8 protein-coding genes are annotated in these 16,371 nt (G+C 62.9%); 4 read left to right on the plus strand and 4 right to left on the minus strand.

Annotated features, from left to right (window positions below):
- Positions 1-68 precede the first annotated feature (68 nt).
- A complete protein-coding gene (locus tag IVB31_RS33625; protein WP_276576620.1) occupies positions 69-6,344 on the plus strand; it encodes a S8 family serine peptidase in 6,276 nt (2,091 codons plus the stop codon).
- A 112-nt stretch (positions 6,345-6,456) separates the two neighbouring features.
- Here IVB31_RS33625 and IVB31_RS32350 read toward each other — a convergent pair whose 3' ends face one another.
- On the minus strand, positions 6,457-9,060 hold the full coding sequence (locus tag IVB31_RS32350) for an EAL domain-containing protein (RefSeq protein ID WP_247332088.1): 2,604 nt from the start codon (positions 9,058-9,060) through the stop codon (positions 6,457-6,459).
- 263 nt (positions 9,061-9,323) lie between these two features.
- On the opposite strand from IVB31_RS32350, the gene IVB31_RS32355 reads away from it, so the two are divergent.
- The gene (locus IVB31_RS32355) at positions 9,324-10,127 is read left to right on the plus strand and encodes a substrate-binding domain-containing protein (RefSeq protein WP_247332091.1); all 804 of its coding nucleotides are present in this window, start codon (positions 9,324-9,326) and stop codon (positions 10,125-10,127) included.
- Between the two features lie 46 nt (positions 10,128-10,173).
- Here the strand turns inward: IVB31_RS32355 and IVB31_RS32360 are convergent, their stop codons facing one another.
- Both IVB31_RS32360 and IVB31_RS32365 read right to left on the minus strand, forming a co-directional pair.
- Positions 10,174-11,184 (minus strand): 2Fe-2S iron-sulfur cluster-binding protein, encoded by a 1,011-nt coding sequence (locus IVB31_RS32360; protein WP_247332093.1) that lies wholly within the window; start codon positions 11,182-11,184, stop codon positions 10,174-10,176.
- Between the two features lie 147 nt (positions 11,185-11,331).
- Positions 11,332-13,080: an ethylbenzene dehydrogenase-related protein gene (locus IVB31_RS32365; protein WP_247332095.1), complete on the minus strand. Its 1,749-nt coding sequence runs from the start codon at positions 13,078-13,080 to the stop codon at positions 11,332-11,334.
- A gap of 618 nt (positions 13,081-13,698) precedes the next feature.
- On the opposite strand from IVB31_RS32365, the gene IVB31_RS32370 reads away from it, so the two are divergent.
- Positions 13,699-14,601, plus strand: coding sequence for a hypothetical protein (locus IVB31_RS32370; protein WP_247332097.1), 903 nt, complete (start codon positions 13,699-13,701; stop codon positions 14,599-14,601).
- Positions 14,602-14,655: 54 nt separating this feature from the next.
- Here the strand turns inward: IVB31_RS32370 and IVB31_RS32375 are convergent, their stop codons facing one another.
- A complete protein-coding gene (locus IVB31_RS32375) occupies positions 14,656-15,432 on the minus strand; it encodes a helix-turn-helix domain-containing protein (protein ID WP_247332098.1) in 777 nt (258 codons plus the stop codon).
- A gap of 146 nt (positions 15,433-15,578) precedes the next feature.
- Here IVB31_RS32375 and IVB31_RS32380 point away from each other — a divergent pair, with 146 nt between their 5' ends.
- On the plus strand, positions 15,579-16,370 hold the full coding sequence (locus tag IVB31_RS32380) for an enoyl-CoA hydratase/isomerase family protein (RefSeq protein ID WP_247332099.1): 792 nt from the start codon (positions 15,579-15,581) through the stop codon (positions 16,368-16,370).
- Position 16,371: the final 1 nt, after the last annotated feature.

A 16,371-nucleotide genomic window follows, 5' to 3' on the forward strand; every position in this document is an offset into this window, starting at 1 on the left:
GAGCCGGTGGCTCGGGTGATCGGTCTGACAGAAGAATCCAGATCAATACGGCCCTTGGAGATCAAGCAATGCCCTACAAGGTTTCGGTGCCCTTCCCTTTTTTCGATCTGGACTTTCAATTATCCGATCTGCAGTTTCCTGAACTCGCGTTCGGCCTCCGCGACATGTTCGGCCTCCGCGACATGGCGCCCCAACCGGCTCTCGATTTTTCTCCAATCAGTCTCAGTCAGCCGGTGGGCATCATCCTGCGGCCACCGCCGTTTTTCGCCCAGCCTCTTTGGCAGGGCGACTGGTACCTTCAGAACAACGGGCAGAGCGGCGGAACCCCGGGCCAGGATCTGAATGTCGTGCCGGTGTGGCAGGACTATACTGGCAAGGGCGTCCATGTCGGGATCTTCGACACCGGCGTTCAAGGTAACCACCCCGACCTTCGGGCCAATATAGCCGGCATACCCGGGACGAATTTTTCCAGTTATTCACCGACCGTGGAGGAACTCGGGAACGCCGATAATGCCCATGGCACGCAAGTCGCCGGCATCATCGCCGCCGCAAATAATGGGGTGGGTGCGACCGGCATCGCCTATGACGCGAGCATTACCGGCATTCGGTTTGATACCAACGGCACTCCTGATTACAGCACCCTCACCTATTTCAAGAACTTCGATGTTACGAGCAACAGCTGGACGGACAGGCACGCTTTCGGGCTGAACTACAACCACGCCCCGGAGGTCACAATCACAGGGGCGGTCTTCGCGGCCGTGACGACCGGGCGCGGCGGCCTTGGCACCATCATCGTTGCCGGCGCCGGCAACGATCGCGAGGGCGGGTCCGAATATGTCCGTGACGTGAACGAGACCGAGCACGGAGTCCAGCCGTTCCTTGCTACAGATGTCAATGCTGAGAATTTCAACAGCGACCCGCGGGTCATTACAGTGGGTGCCGTAGATCACAATGGCAACGTGCTCGATTACAGCACACCAGGCGCCGCTCTGCTGGTTTCGGCGTTCAGCGGTCTGGGCGGCACCACCGACAATGACCAAAGAAATGGAACGAGCACCGCACCCGATGGGAAGCCGCACGTCATCGGAACCAGGGACGGCGTCCTTTCCACCGATCTGCTTGGCTGGAACGGCTACAACAACAATCCCTCGGGCGGCCTCGTTGATGGCGACTACGCGCTTTTTACGGGAACGTCTGCTGCCACCCCCGAGGTGGCGGGTGTCGCTGCGCTCATGCTGCAAGCCAATCCCGATCTCGGCTGGCGTGACGTGCGCGATATTCTCGCCTTGACCGCTCGCCATACGGGAAGCGCCATCAACGCAGCCCCGACGGGGTTCGAAAAATATATCTGGACCAATAATGGCGCCGACGAATGGAACGGCGGTGGACTTCACTTCTCGAACGATTACGGGTTTGGCACCGTGGATGCCAAGGCGGCGGTTCGCCTCGCCGAAACCTGGACCGAGCAATCCGTCTCTTCCAATCAGGCCCTTGCGGCGGGAGATTTTCATCAGCCGCTGCACATCGCCGACGCCAGTTACGTGGTCAACGCCGGCGGCGTCGTCCACAGCGAGGAAGGAATTACGCGATTTTCCATCAATGTCGCCAGCGATATCAAGATCGAGGACCTGACGCTCACCCTCACCAGCAATCATGCGAATGTGAGCGATCTGACGATCGTGTTGACCTCGCCCGACGGGACGCGCAGCGTCATGCTGGATCAGGTCGACAACGCCGACTATCAAGCCGCCATCGTCCACGGCAACGCTAATCCCATCGCCTTCCCGGCCAGCGGATGGACCATGACCAGCAACCAGTTCGCGGGCGAACTGAGCGCTGGAACCTGGACCGTCTCCATCATTGACCACAACATCGGCTACACCGGCGACATCACCAATGCCCGGCTCAACATCTATGGCAGCGCCAATACGACCAACGACACCTACGTCTTCACCGACGAGTTCGGCACGCTCGGCAATGATTCCACCCACGGATTTGTTTTGTTTGACCGGGATGGCGGCATCGACACCATCAACGCGGCCGCGGTCTCCACCGCCTCGATCATCGACCTGGAGAATGGACATTATCGTATTGCGGGTCGCGAATACTCTGGCGGCTGGGGCACGGCCGATGATTTCCACCTGCACCTGATCGAGAACGTCATCGGCGGCGACGGCGGCGACGCGCTGGGCGGCAACGAGGCCGACAACCATCTCCAGGGCATGCGGGGCGACGACACGCTGCGCGGCTATGAAGGCAATGACACGCTGGATGGCGGTGCCGGCAACGACAATCTCGATGGTGGCGCCGGCGACGACACGTTGACGGGTGGCGCCGGGGCCGACGTTCTCGTCGGTGGTGATGGATACGACACCGTAAGCTACTGGGACTCCTTGGGGGTGAACGTCAATCTGGCAACCGGCATCGGCCTCGGGGGTGACGCCGAGGGCGACCACCTCAGCGGCATCGAACATGTTTACGGCAGCCGCTTGGACGACCAGCTGATCGCCGATTCCCTTGGTGACACGCTGGACGGAAATGCCGGCAGCGACGTGCTGCTCGGCGGCGCCGGAAACGATACGCTCAATGGCGGCCGAGGCGACGACTCGCTGCGCGGCCGTGCAGGCAACGACACGCTGGATGGCGGTTTTGGCGACGACCATCTCGATGGCGGCACCGGCGATGACACGTTGATCGGCGGTGCGGGCGCTGACGTTCTCATCGGCGGTAATGGATACGACACCGCAAGCTACTCGCAATCCTTGGCGGTGAACGTCAATCTGGCAACCGGCATTGGCCTCGGGGGTGACGCCGAGGGCGACCACCTCAGCGGCATCGAACATGTTTACGGCAGCCGCTTAGGTGACACGCTAACCGCCGATGCGCTTGGTGACACGTTGGACGGAAATGCCGGCAACGACGTGCTGACCGGCGGCGCCGGAAACGATACCCTCAATGGCGGCCGTGGCGACGATATCTTCATGGTCGGCCAAGGCGGCGCCGACCATATCGATGGCGGCCTGGGAACTGACACGGAAAACTTCAGTCAGTCCGCCAGCGCGATCTGGGCTCAGCTCGACTCCGCGGATAGCTCGGCGGGACCCCGGTGGACCTTGCCCAGCGATCCCCTTGCGACAGGTCACGCCTGGACAACATCCGACGACAGCTTGTGGATCGCCAATTGCACCGGCCATTTCGAAGGGATCGCCCAATCGATCGGCGTCGAAAATATCATCGGCAGCCAGTTCAACGACATCCTGGAAGGCGACAACGGCGACAACATCATCATCGGCGGGCTTGGTGATGACGAGCTCTACGGCATGGGCGGCGCGGATACCTACATCAGCGGCACATCTGCGCACTCAAGTATCTTCGGTATCGGCGGCGATGATCTGGTCGGCTATTGGTACGCGGGTTCGGCGGTGACGGTCGATCTGGAGAACTATTCCAGAAACACCGGTGAAGCCGCCGACGATCGGTTCTACGGAATCAAAGGCCTGGGTGGCAGCTTCTACGACGACGCGCTCCACGGCACCACCGGCAACAATGTTCTGATGGGTGAGGCAGGCGCCGATATCCTCGACGGACGCGAAGGCGAGGACACCGCGAGCTACCGCTGGGCCATCGAGGGGGTCACCGCCAGCCTTGCCCACGCGGAGCTCAACACGGGCGATGCCAAGGGCGACACCTACATCTCGATCGAAGATCTGCAAGGCAGCTATTTCAACGACACCCTCACCGGTGACACCGGCAACAATCGGATCGAGGGCCTGAACGGTCAGGATACCCTGACCGGCGGCGGCGGAAACGATACCTTCGTCTTCGCGCACGCAAGCGACATCGGAGGCGGCGCGACCGGCCTGGCGTCCGACGTCATCACGGACTTCATCCCCGGCGATGTTATCGACCTCTCCGGTATCGACGCGGTCTCAACCTCGGCTCAACAGGATAGTTTCTCCTTCATTGGAGAGATGGCCTTCTCGGGGCACGCTGGCGAATTGAGGGCGGGCCAGGATCTTGCGACAGGCATGACCTACGTCCAGGGCGATACCAATGGCGATGGGATCGCCGACTTCCAACTCGACTTGTCGAACCAGCATCATGTGGTCGTGTCCGATCTCCAGCTCACTCCCACGACACCTCTGCCACCCGCGATCCAGGGCAAAGCGGTAGATGGCTATCTCGCCGGCGCGACGATCTTCGCCGACACCAACCATGATCATGTCCTAAATCCCAACGAAGACTCGACCACGACAGACGGGCAGGGCAATTTCACGCTGGCGGCTGGAACAGCGCCTCTGGTCGCCGTCGGCGGAACCGATATTGCGACGGGTTTGGCATTCAAGGGGTTCCTCTCCGCGCCGGCCGGCGCGACCGTGATCACCCCCATGACGACGCTGGTCGAGATTCTCGCCGAAAGCGGCGTCATCGATCCCGTCGCCAAAGTGCTCCAGATATTTCATCTGCCCTCCGATACCGATCTGCTCAACATCGACCCGATCGCCATAGCGGCTGCCGGCGATCCATCGGCATTCGTCCTGCTTGCGGCCGGCGCAGGCGTGATGTCCGACGTGGCGTTGATCGCCGCCGGCCTCGAAGGCCAATCGAACATGGCTGCGATGACCGCGACGGCGACTGCCTTTGCGGCCCTGGCATCTGTCATCGAAGGCAATTCGAGCATCGATCCGACCGATGCCGGACTGCTCGGACAGATCGTGACCCTCGCCGGCTTGACTGGCGAGCTCGCGGACAGTGTCACGGAGACGCTGGTATCGATCAACGGCCGGATTCTTGCCGCACCAGATACAGCGTCACTGATCGCGATCCAGACCAACGCCCAGGGCACTCTCGCCGGCGCCTTCGCGACTCCCGCGGCGCCGACGCTGACGCTCGCCCAGGATTCCGGCTCATCCAGCGCCGACCACATCACCCGTGACGCAACCATTACGGTCACCGCCGCTGCCCCCGGTGGGACCCTCACCTATACGGTGGATGGAAGCATCGTCGCCTCCTATGACCCCGGCGGGCTCACGCAAGGCATCCATCACGTCAGTATCACCCAGACCAATGCCGCTGGATACGTTTCGACCGCCGGCGAGATCACTTTCTCCTACGACACCATTGCGCCGGATCTGGCATTCGCCGCTCTGTCCGGAGCCGTCATCACGGATAGACCGATCGAGATCTCCGGCACCGTTGGAGCCGAAGATTCCGGACTGACGATCTCGATCACCGAAGGCGGGGCGCTTCTCGGCACCGCAGTCGTGGACTCCGACGGCAGGTGGCACACCAACGTCGAACTCCTCGGCGCCGGCAATCACGTGCTTGTCGCCTCGGCCACGGACCTCGCAGGCAATATGGATCAGGTTTCGACAACGCTTGCGGCGGCTGCCGATCGCTCACCCACCGCTGGCAATGATCATGTCTCCGCGCAGGAACATACCCCGCTCGTTATCTCGGTCGCCGATCTTCTCGCCAACGACTCCGATCCCGATGGCGATACACTGAGCTTGATCAGCGTCGGTCACGCGGCGCACGGCAACGTGGCACTCGATGCCATCAGCCAGACCGTTACCTTTACTCCGAGCGCCGGCTATACTGGCGCCGCGGCGTTCGACTACACGATTTCGGACAGCCACGGCGGCGTGGCCACGGGTACGGTCGGCGTTGCCGTCCAGGCCGGCACCACAGGTGGCGGCTGGGGCGATGTCCACTACACTTCCTTTGACGGATTGAAATTCAACCTGCAGTCAACCGGTGATTATGAAATCACCCACGCGACGTCCGGTCCGGAATTCGAGATCCAGGGGCGTGCGGAAGGGTTGGGCCACGTCGGAGTCAGCTATCTGACCGCCGTCGCTGTCGGGACCGGCGACCATCAGATCGTGTTCGACGAGGCCAAGCCGAGCATGATGCTCATCGATGGCAAGGCTGTCTCCTTCGCGGTCGGCGACAGCCTCGACCTCGGAGACGGCGTCGTCGTCGGCAGGGCGACGGCGACGACCCACCAGATCGAAACATCACTCGATTTTGTGCAGCTGGTCGATCATGGCAGCTATCTGGATCTTTCCGTGCATGCGGGCAGTGGCCGTGGGCCCGGCGGTTTCGAAGGATTGCTCGGCGACTTCGATGGCAACGCCAATAACGATTTCCGCCTCGCGGACGGCACATCGCTGCTCCATCCGAGTACCAAGATCATCGAAGGGAAGTTTGCGGATGCCTGGCGGGTCGGAAACGACACCATGCTCGAAAGCCTCGGCAACGAAACCTTCGCACAGAGGGCAGCCGAAGCAGCACACGATCACGCGCTGGCTATTTCCGTGCACGACTGGCACCTCGTCTGAGCCGATGGTGGAGAGAGACATGGACTCCGCATCGGAAAGCGGAAAATTCGTGATGCGCCCTCCAGACCTCCCACTCGTTGCAAAACCGCCAACCATTGTCGTCGCCGGCGCCTCAGTGGGCCGCAGTCTGCCGCTCCGCTCCGTTTCGCCTGGGCGCTACTTCGATCACCGAAGCCAAGAGGCTCGGCTTGAGCAGGACGGCGAACTCTTCCAGTGGTAGCGCCGGAGAAAAAATATAACCTTGCGCCATGGTCGCGCCGTTTTCGGCCGCGAACCGAAGGTCTTCGGCCGTTTCGACGCCTTCCACGACCGTTTCGAACCCCAATTCGTCCGCAAGTCCGAGCGCCAGGCGAAGGATCGTCTGTTTTTCGCGGTCTTCCGCGACACCCGCCACGAGCGTGCGATCGAGCTTCACGGCGTCGAAGGGGAGCCTCGCCAACGTCGAAAGATTCGAATAGCCGGCTCCGAAGTCGTCCATTGCGAAGCGTATGCCCAATTGCCTGAGCAGGCTTATTCTCTCGCGCACGACATCAGGATTGCGCATCGCGACCGATTCTGTGACCTCGATCTCGAGGTGTCGCGGCGGGAAGTCGGCCTCGCGAACGGACGTGACGATATCCTTGATGAACAGCGGGTCCTCGATGTCCGTCGCCGCGACATTTACGGCGAGCACGATGTTCGATCCGGCCCGGATCAAGCCCCCGATATCGGCGAGCGCGCGCCTGAGCACGAAGCGGTCGATCTCCATGATGAGCCCGATCTCTTCCGCGATCTTGATGAAGCGCTGAGGAGAAATGTTGCCCTGCTTCGGGTGATGCCAGCGCGCTAGCGCCTCCACCCCCAGGATGCGGCCATCCGCGCAGGACACCTTCGGCTGGTAGTGGACGACGAGCTCTCCACTGCGGATCGCCAAGGCGAGATCGGTTTCGAGCGCATGCCGGGAACGAGCGACCTCTGCGAGATCCGGAGTGAAGAACGCGTGGGTATTGCGTCCCGAGCTCTTCGCGACGTACATCGCAAGGTCGGCGCGGATCAGGAGATCGTCATAATTTGTGCCGTGGGTGGGCCAGATCGCAATGCCGATGCTGACGCCGATGGTGGCATGGTTGTTCTGGAGCTTGAAGGAAACCTGCAGCGTCTCGATCATCTCGCGGGCCCTGAGGCTCGCTGCCTCGACCGTCTTCACCCCGGCGATGATGGCGACGAACTCGTCGCCCCCGACGCGAGCGAGCAGACATTTGCCGGGAGCGCTCCTGGACGTCAGAAAATTGCTCAAGCGCTCGGCCACCATCCTGAGCAGTTCGTCGCCAGCCTTGTGCCCGAAAGTGTCGTTGATGGATTTGAAGCCGTCGAGGTCGAGAAAGAACAACGCTCCGCCCGCTTCCGCGTCGATGAGCGCCGGCGCATCGACGCGCATCTTCTCCCGATTGGGAAGGCAGCTCACCGTGTCGTAGAAAGCGAGCTGACGAATCCTGCGAGTGCTGGTCCGCAAATGCGTCAGCATTCGCTCGAACGCGAGGCCGAGGCCGCGGACCTCGCCGATGCCTGTTGCGCGGAACGGCACGTCGAGATTGCCACCGGCGATTTCCTGGGCGGTCTTGGCGAGCGCCGAAAGTCCCTTGGTGAGGTGCCTCACGGCGGCCAACAGCGCGACGACCAAGGCGCCGAGCGCCAGCGCCGCAGATGCCAGGAACTGCCACATCAGCGAACGCGTATGGGCCGCGCCAATCTGGAACATCTGATCGCGTGTCGTCGTCACGAGCGAGGCGTTCGCGAACGTGCACACCTTGAGCGTCGCCTCGTAATCGACACAGCGCGCGACGTAGTTGCCGTCATCCGAGTGTTGCAGCCCGGCCAAACGCGTCCTGGCGCCGCTGAATCTCGCCCCTTCAGGCCCCGCGGAAGACACGATCTCGTTGTCACCCGTGATGATGACCACGCCCGCATTGGCTAGCGAAGTGAAGTTCTCGAGAGTCCGCTCCGTGCGCCCGAGCGGTCGGATGGCGACAAGCGCGCCGATGAGGTCACCGAAGTCGTCGAACACGGGCTCGATCGCAGTGTGCGCTATGGTGTGGCGCTGTGGCAGGCCGAGCGCCGACAATTCACGCGATTTCAGCTCGTAGGTGCCTTCCTCACCCTGCGGGTGCGAGCGGCTATTTTCCTTGAGGATCGCGCCGAGATTGACGGAGAGGGCGATACCCTCGAGCGCCCGGTTCAGCGCGAGGAGGTCGAGGGGCGTGTTGGCGCCGATCACACGACCGGTTTCGTCGAAGGCGATCAGCCGTTCGAAGCCGGAGGTCGAAGCAACGACGCTGAGCAGTTCGCGGATAGTCACATCGTTGTTCGAGGCGACCGCCTTGGCCACGTCGGCGCGCTGAGAGATCTGACGCAGGCGAGATGCGGTTTCCGCGCCCAGGACCTCGATTCGCGCCCGCGCCAGCTGCGCCTCGCCGTCGAGGCGATGAGCGAGCTGGTCTTCTGAGAGATCACCCAGTGCTGCAGCCTGGTGCCTCAGTTGCTGCTGCAGGCGGAGCGCCGTCAAGCCGCCGATGAGGCCGAGCCCGAGGACGCCGGTCGTGAGTACGACGGCAACGAGGCGCATGGCGATAGACGAGGGGAAAATCGGAACCCCGGACGGAACGGCCCAGCGACGCCAGCGGGGTGGCGCCGTCGATGCCTTTGCAATATCCGCCTCAGTCGCCACCACCGCCAGCACCCTGAACTTGCGGGGGCCCGGTCAATGTCGCTCACTGAGGCCCCCAACTAAGCGTCTTCCAGGCGACCTTAGGCGCGTGAACCATTCGAAATCGTCTATTTATCGACTATTTATGGCTGGTTAATTAGCAACCGGTTTTTCGAAACCATCAAATTTTATGCAGCCTGTCCGCCACAGATAATTCCAGAAGGCACGACGTTGCGACAACAGATGGTTTAGGTTTCTTTGCCAGATTGGCACCTCGTGGTTCGAAGGGGTTTGCAATGGCATTTGCGAGGATCACGGCGGCAATTTTGGGCTTCTGGCTCGTGGGTGTGAATGCCGCTAGCGCCGAAACACCCAAACTCGAGATCGTCGGGACCGGAGACGGCATCGATGTCCTGCGCGTCATCGCCGCGAGCTTCATGCAGCAGGAAGGATCGGCACGGGTCGAGGTCCCGCCGAGCATCGGTTCTGGCGGAGGCATTGCGGCCGTGGGGGCCGGGAAGGCGACCTTGGGGCGCGTCGCACGCCGCCTGACCGACGCCGAAACGGCTTCCGGCATCGTCTACAAGGCGATCGCCCGCCTGCCCTCGGCTTTCATCGTCCATCCCGGCTGTGGAGTGAGCGCCGTCACAAGCGATCAGCTCGTTGGGATCTATTCAGGCCGCCTCGCAAATTGGAAGGAGCTGGGCGGCGCCGATATACGCATCCGCGTCGTGCGGCGCGAGGACCAGGATAGCACTCTCACCGTGCTGCGGGCCAGCATGCCCGGCTGGCATGATCTCGTGATCACCGAGAAATCGAAGATGGCAACGACCACACAGGAAGCGATCGAGACGGTTCGCGATGTTCAAGGCGCGATCGGCTTCGCTCCCTTCTCGCGGCCGTTGGAACAGGGGCTCACGGTGCTTCGCGTGGACGGCCACTACCCGACCGACGCGGATTATCCCTCGAGCGTGGTGCTGGCGCTGATCTACTTAAACACGTTGCAGGATCCGGACGCCTTGGCCTTTCTACGCTTTGCCGATACGCAGAAGGCGGCCGACGTTATCACCAGCCTCGGTAGTCTGCCCGTCAAGCATTGAGCCGCCGGGCTCGCTGGCCGCCGGCGCAGCCGAGCTCGGCATCGGCTCACAGACCGGGGCGATGAGGTTGCTCCCGGCTTCGCCATAGATGGGTGATCTTGTCCATCAGCGATGAGGTTTGAGAGCTCGGCAGGAAAGGATCGGCGTAGCATTGCGCATTGGCCGTGCGCGCCTTGTTCTTCACGATCTCGACGAGACCAACCGGGCCGGCGACGTAGACCGTATCCTCCAGCCCGAGCAGGGGCAGGTAGTGCGATGGGCGCCCGGGCCTGATCGGCAGGGTGGATCCGACCTCCGTCGTCGCAATGACGTCGCGGACACCGTCGTCGATCAGCCACTGCAACGCGGGACGCATATAGAGGTTATCGGCATCGCGGCTGCCGGCGACGACCGCCATCTCGCGGTTGCGCTGGGTCGAGCGCGCCGAGCAGGCGAGTGCCCAGATCGGGGCCCAGCCTGCCCCGCCGGCGACCAGCACCAGCGGCCCCTGACCCTGTCGCAGATAGGCTTGTCCGAACGGGCCTTGCACATGCGCCGCATGGCCGGGCCTGATGGCTTTGCCGATCTGTCCCGACACAGTGCCGTCGGGCAGGCGCCGGATGTGGAAGACGAGTTCGACTTGCTTGGAGGAACCATTGAGCCTGAAGGTCGGGCTGAACTCGCGCGCAGGATAGCCGGAAAACTTGACGCGCACATACTGGCCCGGCCGAAACTCGAGCGGCGCCGAGGTCGTCAGCACGACCTCGGCGATCTCTGGCGAGAGTTCGTTGATCTCGGTGACGGTACAGGCCCGCTTCATCGGTTGCGGCAATTCTTCGAATTCGATCTCCGCATCGCCTGCGACCGCTGCCTGGCAGGCGAGCACAGTGCGGCCATGGCCCGTGCCGCCGTCATCGACCGAGCCCGAAACGACCGTCACCCGGCAGCTCTGACATTGTCCCGATCTGCAGTCGTGTGGAATGAGGATCGAGCCGCCGAGCGCCGCATCGATCAGACTTTCGCCGGCGCGGGCTTCGACGGGCTTGCCGTTGAGGACGAGCCGACAATGCCGCTTCATCGCGAGACCTCCCGGCGCTGCGAATTTCTGCGGGCAGGCCGCCGCTCGCCGAGCCGGAATGCGTTGCGCGGATGAGGGCGAAGCCATGCTTCAGCGCAGGCGTGCGGTGGCGGGCTCCGGTCGCCCTCGTCGCCCCCCATCAGGTGCCTATTTCTGCGTGACGACAAGCACCGGGCGGTTATGGGTCGCGTGCCGCGTCTGCGTATGGTCGAAGACAGCGACCCACATGTAGAGATCGTTGCCCGGCACGAAGGCTTTGTCATATCTACCGTCGCTTTTCATGTTGCGCGTCAGCTCGAGCGTCCAATGTCCGTTGCTCCATTTTGAAACACCGGTGACATTGGCCCGCTCTCCGTCGTTGTCACCAGCAATAATCACGCCGGGCAGGATCGTGCCGAGCGGAATCTTCGCATCGGCCTCTGGAGTGTAGGGTTCGCTCTCCCCGTCGAACATGTACCAGCGGCCGTTCTCGTCGTCGCTGCTGCCGGGATTGAGATCGAATTTGCCGAGGGCTGCGACCTGCGCCTTCCAGTCCTTGGGAAGCCGCTGAACCGTGACGGGCCCTTTGTCGTCCTTGTGGATGAACTTGAAGTTATACGAATAAAGACCGCGACCGGGCTTATTCCAATAGCCACCCTGGTAGCGGGCATCGTAATTTTGCTCGGCCAGGGTCGGGGCATAGGGCGGGCCGATATATTGGCTGTCGACACGCCCGAGCATGCCCCCGCGCGACGCCTTCCACTGCCACATGTCGATGTAGCTGCCATCCGTCGTGAAGTGGAAGCCCCGGCCGTTGATCGGCAACGGTTTTCCCGGCAGCGGGTTGACGCCGAGACTCGTCGCGCCTGCGCCGCCGAGCGATGGATTATCCGAGAAAATGACCGACAGTTTGTCCTCGTAGAAGTCGACGGCGTCTTGCAGGCCCGCCCGCTCGTCGAGCACGTGCCAGCCATCCTCTTTCTTGATGATCGGAATGCGGCGCAGGGAACGCGTGGGATCCTCCCAGCGGAAGGCGAAATAGATCTTCTGCCCGTCGTGCAGGGCGCGCACCTCCACGAGCGATTCGCCCGATCCATCGAGATTGGCACCCTGCTGCGTGCGGATGACGACGGGGCGCGCGCGCGACCAGGCGGGATCGCCCATGGCCCCGTCCAGCTTGGGCGCGTCGCTCACCCGTGCGACGACGAGCGTATCGCGCGTCGCCCAGTCGAGCCCGGCGACACCGCACGTGATCGCCACCCCGATTGCAGCGGCGACGAGAAGAGGCCTCGGCCGCACGGCCCTGGTGATCGCGAGCGGCTCCGGCCGAAACAGGCGGAAGATCTGCAGCCAGCCGCCATAGAGAAAATGCGCGGCGATATGCGCGAAGATATAGACGAGCCCGACGAAGGCGGCGGTCGAGTGGAGATAAGCCCACCAGCCGCCATAGCCGAGATACATCATGACGCCCGTCCCCGTGAGGAAGATCACGAGCGCATAGACGAACCAGTGCAGGATGACGTTGACGGCGCCCCATTTGAGGCGAGCCGGAGCGCGCATCGCGAGGATCCGCGTCTTCCTGGGGCTGTTGCGCTCGACCAGGCCGCTGCGCGCGAGGTAGGCGACGTAGGCCGCCCCGCAGAAGAAGACGGCGAGCCCCGCGAGCAAATGCCAGGAAAAGATCTCGCCTTGCGGCAGGACTGGAGCGAGCCATTTCGAGAAGGGGGCGCTCATCGCGTCCGCTGCGATGCGTATGCCGGTCACGAGGCTGACGACGAACGCGATCGCGGTCGCCCAATGGAGCGCTATCGTCCCGACATCCGTGCGTGGCGGGCTTTCTCTGGTCTTTGTTTGAGCGAGGCTTCTCTCGGTCGAGGCGTCGGCGTTCTTTCGAGCGGTGACATCGTCCATTTGCATAAAGCTTTCCACGGTAAACCGGCAGAGCTACAGCGTCCGCTTTTCGCTTCTCCCGGAAAGGCGAACAGCTGCGATCAAGCTACCTGAGCGATATCATAAGCAAATTATCAAGTCTGGCGAGATGTCTCGTTTCGCGTCAACTCGTCCCAGATCGGCCGTCCTCTGGACATTCGAGAGGGCGCGAGCATCACGAGGGTTCCGAGGATTTCTGGTGGGCGGTTGTGCTCCGCTCTGCGTAGACGGCCCCCTCCGCTTGCGCGATGGCGCCAGAAAGGCCGTGAAGCATTGGGGATTTGGCAAGATGGGCATGGTAGCCGAGGCGGCCGGCATCGATCATTGTCCCAATCAAAGCGGTCGGCCAATGAGCCACCCTTGGGGCACACGCAGTCTGGAAGTCTGGTCTCTCGTCCAGGTTAGCTCTGGCGCTGGGCAGCTTGGAGCGCGGCCGTTGCGCGAGTCGCTAAACCACGTCCATCATGAACTCGGCGGAAACGTTGGGGGGACGTAACTGGCCTTCAGTCGCCCCTCCCAGCAGCTTGAATTCATATAACAATTTCAATTGCATGAGTTCGCTTTTTTGTTCTGAATGGCGCGCCAATAGCGGTGGTGAATCATCCAATGCGTATGATCGATCGTCTGTTCTGCTGTCTCATTCTCTTCCTTGCAGTCGCAGCCGTTCCGGTGCCTCCCGTGCGCGCAACTGAGACCTGCCCGTTCATCAGCGCCCAGGAGCTCGCCGGCGCGATGCCGGCGCTCAAATGGTCACTGATTTCAAATCAGGACGGCCGCGGCTGCATCTATCAGGGCGGGCGCGGCGACACGATGATGTTGACCGTGTTCCGCAATCCCGACAAGGACCGCGCCAGGGAATTGTATGCGACCTTCGTCAAGACGCTGGGCGAGCGCATGCCGCTGAACGTGGTGTCCGGGATCGGCGACGAAGGCCAGAGCGGAGCGAGTGCCGCCGGTGCGCAGCGCCAGGAGGCCTCGGTCGTCGCCTTGTCCGGCGATACAATTCTGCAGATCAGCGTCTATCCGATCGGCCGGCGTGCCGACGACGCGCTGCTCGGACCGCTCACCGAAGCCGCGCGAATTGCCGTCGGAAACACGAGCAAGACCAGCGAGCGGTTCGGCAATTGCGAGTGGCTGACTGCCGCGGATGCCGACGGCTTTCTCGACAAGAATACGCTGACGGTGCAGCGGACCGGCGCCGGCAGCTGCATGATGTTCGATCGCGAGGCCAACACCATGACCGTCGCGGTGATCGCGACCTCGCGCGGCACCGCCATCGGCATGATGAAACGCGCAGGTCCCTGCAAACATGTGGCGATCCCCGAGCTCGGCAATGAAGCGTTCGGCGAGCATTCCTGCACCAAGGGCAACGGCAACGCCGTCAACATCTATGTCTGGAAGAACGGCAGGCAGGCCTCGATCCTGTTCGCGCCGGTCAACCCGCATCCCGAGTCCGGTTCGGTCGAGCGCCTCAAGGCGGTCGCCGGGCGGGTCTATGGAAAACTGTAACGGCGCCGCGTGACATGGCGGGCGCGTGCGCCCGCTCGCCGCCGCCGACCGCCTTCAACGGCCCGCCAGTGCCTCCTTGCACTTGGCCGCGAAGGCGTTGAGGTAAGCGCCCATCTCGCTCGCCAGCGCGTCGGACCGGTCGACATTCTGCAGGCTCATGTTGAGTGCGTAGACTGGAAGCCCCTCGAGCACGATGGGCGTTGCGACGGCGAGAACGGCAGGTTGCCACGACACCGCGCAATAGCCGTCGCGTGCGACGGAACCGATCGATGTCCTGATGTCTGCGAGCAGCGCCTTCGTCGCCGCGGCGCTGCGCCGTCTGAACAGTTTTAGCAATCGCTCGCGCTCGGGCTCCGCAATGCCGGCCAGATAGGCACGACCGAGCGACGTCAACTCCATCGGGACCTGCTGACCGGCGACCACGTTGCGCAGCGCCGCGCGCGGGCTGTATCGGATCGATTCGAGATAGACCATCATGGTTCGATCCGCGGCCGCGAGCCCCACGTTGAGCCGGCGCTTCGCCGATTCCGCCCGCATCATCGCTCCGATCGTATTGAGCACCGGTGATCCTGTCCGCATCGCGTGACCGATACTGATGACGGACGCGGCAAGGCGGTAGCTCCGCTCAGTGCGGACTTCGTCGAGCATCCCGGAATTGACCAGCGTTCGTGTCAGCCGGCTGACCGTCGACCGCGGCAATCCGGTTCGCTCCGCGATCTCGCCGTTGCCCAGCGTATCGACGCCGGGACGGAAAGCCCTGAGGATTTCGATGCCCCTTTCGAGCGACCGGTTGCCATCAACCCCGCCCGCATATCTGCGCGCCTGCGCCACATCCAGCCTCCCAGGAATTCCCGCCCAAGCCATTTCCACTAAGTGGAATTAGGGGGATGTTCCGGGGGATGCAAGCCGCTATAGCCACCGGGAAGAAGAATGCCTGGCCGCGCAAGGCTCGACGACTCCAGGCCACGGAGCTTGCCATGTCCTATCAGTCTATCGAGTTTTCCGTCGAAGCCGGTGTCGCGACCATCGCATTCAACCGGCCAGAACGGCGCAACGCCATGAGCGACGACATGCGCGCCGAGTTCGTCAGTGCGCTCGAAACCGTGTCCCGCGACAAGGCGATCAAGGCCCTGGTGCTGACCGGGCGCGGCAACGCCTTCTGTGCCGGCGGCGATATCAGCGGCATGAAGCGCCGGCTCGCGGCGCCGCAGGGCGAAGTTGCATTCAACGGATGGAGCCGTCAGCAGGGCGTGCATCACGTGCAGTCGTTCCTGCTCGGCCTGCCGAAACCGACCATCGCCGCCGTCAACGGCGCCGCGGCGGGCCTCGGTGCGGACACCGCGCTGGCCTGCGACTTCGTCATGGGGACGGAACGATCGAAATTCACCTGGTCCTACATCAAGCGAGGTCTGATCCCCGACGGCGGCGGCCTGTATTTCCTGCCTCGCCGGGTCGGGCTTCCCAGGGCAAAGGAGTTGATCTTCACCGGGCGCATGGTCGAGGCCGACGAAGCGCTCTCGCTCGGCATCGTCGATCGCAAGGTGGCCTCGACCGAGCTCTTGCCGGCAGCGCAGGCCTGGGCGGCCGAACTGGCTCAGGGGTCTCCCACCGCGCTGGCGCTGGGCAAGAAGATCCTGAATGAAACCTTCGAGCATTCGGCGCACGACATTTTCAGTCTCGGCAGCCAGGCACAGGCGATCTGCTACACCAGCGCAGAGCATCGGGATGCCGTGACGGCGTTCCTTGCGCAATCCGCGTCGAAGGATTGAG

This window comes from Bradyrhizobium sp. 21, assembly GCF_023073335.1.
GTDB lineage: Bacteria > Pseudomonadota > Alphaproteobacteria > Rhizobiales > Xanthobacteraceae > Bradyrhizobium.

Coding starts and splice junctions, on each gene's coding strand:
- IVB31_RS32370 (WP_247332097.1), top strand. CDS start 13,699: ATGCGTATGATCGATCGTCTGTTCTGCTGTCTCATTCTCTTCCTTGCA.
- IVB31_RS32360 (WP_247332093.1), bottom strand. CDS start 11,184: ATGAAGCGGCATTGTCGGCTCGTCCTCAACGGCAAGCCCGTCGAAGCC.
- IVB31_RS32380 (WP_247332099.1), top strand. CDS start 15,579: ATGTCCTATCAGTCTATCGAGTTTTCCGTCGAAGCCGGTGTCGCGACC.
- IVB31_RS32355 (WP_247332091.1), top strand. CDS start 9,324: ATGGCATTTGCGAGGATCACGGCGGCAATTTTGGGCTTCTGGCTCGTG.
- IVB31_RS33625 (WP_276576620.1), top strand. CDS start 69: ATGCCCTACAAGGTTTCGGTGCCCTTCCCTTTTTTCGATCTGGACTTT.
- IVB31_RS32365 (WP_247332095.1), bottom strand. CDS start 13,080: ATGCAAATGGACGATGTCACCGCTCGAAAGAACGCCGACGCCTCGACC.